This is a genomic window from Desulfomicrobium norvegicum, from assembly GCF_900114595.1.
GTDB lineage: Bacteria > Desulfobacterota > Desulfovibrionia > Desulfovibrionales > Desulfomicrobiaceae > Desulfomicrobium > Desulfomicrobium macestii.
This window is the reverse complement of sequence record NZ_FOTO01000042.1, coordinates 1-1207: the sequence shown is the minus strand read 5'-3', so window position 1 is coordinate 1207 and position 1207 is coordinate 1. Positions and strand designations below refer to the sequence as shown.

The window sequence follows — 1207 nt, the reverse complement described above, 5'->3', positions numbered from 1 at the left end:
TGACCTGCCGGGAAACTTCGGACCACTCAATTCTTGAGAGTTTCCCCACGGTTCAGGTTTTTCCCATACTGCCGACAGAAATGTTCTGGCGTCATGTTGTTCAGGCTTGAATGCGGACGAATGGAGTTGTAGTGCCGCCTCCATTCCTCGATCACAACCCGCGCCTCGGACCGACACCGGAACCATTCCATCGACAGACACTCATCGCGAAATTTGCCGTTAAAACTCTCGTTCAAACCGTTCTGCCATGGCTTCCCAGGCTCAATCAGCGCCAGATCCAGAGACTCCTGAGCCGCCCATCTGAGCAGCGCCTTCGACACGAACTCCGGTCCGTTGTCAGAACGCAGGCTCAGAGGGGCTCCACGTTCGCTGATCAGGCGGGACAGCACCTCGATCACCCGGCCCGATCTGATGCTGCCGGCAACGTCTATAGCCAGGCATTCCCGCGTGTATTCGTCCACCACAGTCAGGCATTTGATCTGCTGACCATTGGCGCAGGCGTCATAGACAAAGTCGTACGCCCACAGTTCGTTTGCTCCCATCGGCAGTTGCGGTCTCGGGCGGGACGCCGCCACTCGTTTCCGAGGCCGCTTCCTGGGCACCTGCAACCCGGCCTTGGACCACAGGCGGAACGCCTTGTCGGCGCCCATGACATGCCCCAGACGCTCCATGAACACGTTGATCCGACGATATCCAAAGCGTGGATACGTCGCAGCCAGGTCTGTCATAGCCGCCATCAGCGGCTTGTCCCGGGCTTCCAGCCGTGACTCGTAGTGGAGCGACGACCGGGAAGTGGATAACAGCGCACACGCCCTGCGTTGTGAAAGTCCGCGACTCCTGGCGTATGCCACCTGGAGGCGTCGGGCGGGTGCGCCTACCACTTTTTTGCGGCGATCTCCTTCATGACCTCGATTTCGAGGTCCCGTTCCGCAAGGATCTTCTTCAGTCGCGTGTTCTCTTGTTCCAGCAACCGCAGCCGCTTCACGTCATCGGCGGACATGCCGGCAAACCGCTGTCGCCACGTATAGATCGTCTGCTCGCTGATTCCATGCTTCTTGGCCACCTGGGCCACCGGACTGCGGTCAGCTTCGCGCAGGATGCCCACCATCTGCTCTTCGGAAAATCGTCCCTTTTTCATCAGTTCCCTCGTGGTTGAGGGGGAACCTATCTCAAGTTTCGACTGGTCTGAAAAGTGCCGGGCAGGTCA

Annotated in this window: 1 protein-coding gene; it reads right to left on the bottom strand. The window is 59.0% G+C overall.

Annotated features, from left to right (window positions below):
• Nucleotides 1–26: 26 nt before the first annotated feature.
• Nucleotides 27–1138 (bottom strand): IS3-like element ISDba1 family transposase gene (locus BMZ24_RS19320; RefSeq protein ID WP_092194752.1). Its coding sequence is split into 2 segments (ribosomal slippage): nt 27–889 and nt 889–1138, totalling 1113 coding nucleotides; the frame shifts between segments, so codons are not numbered across the junction.
• Nucleotides 1139–1207: the final 69 nt, after the last annotated feature.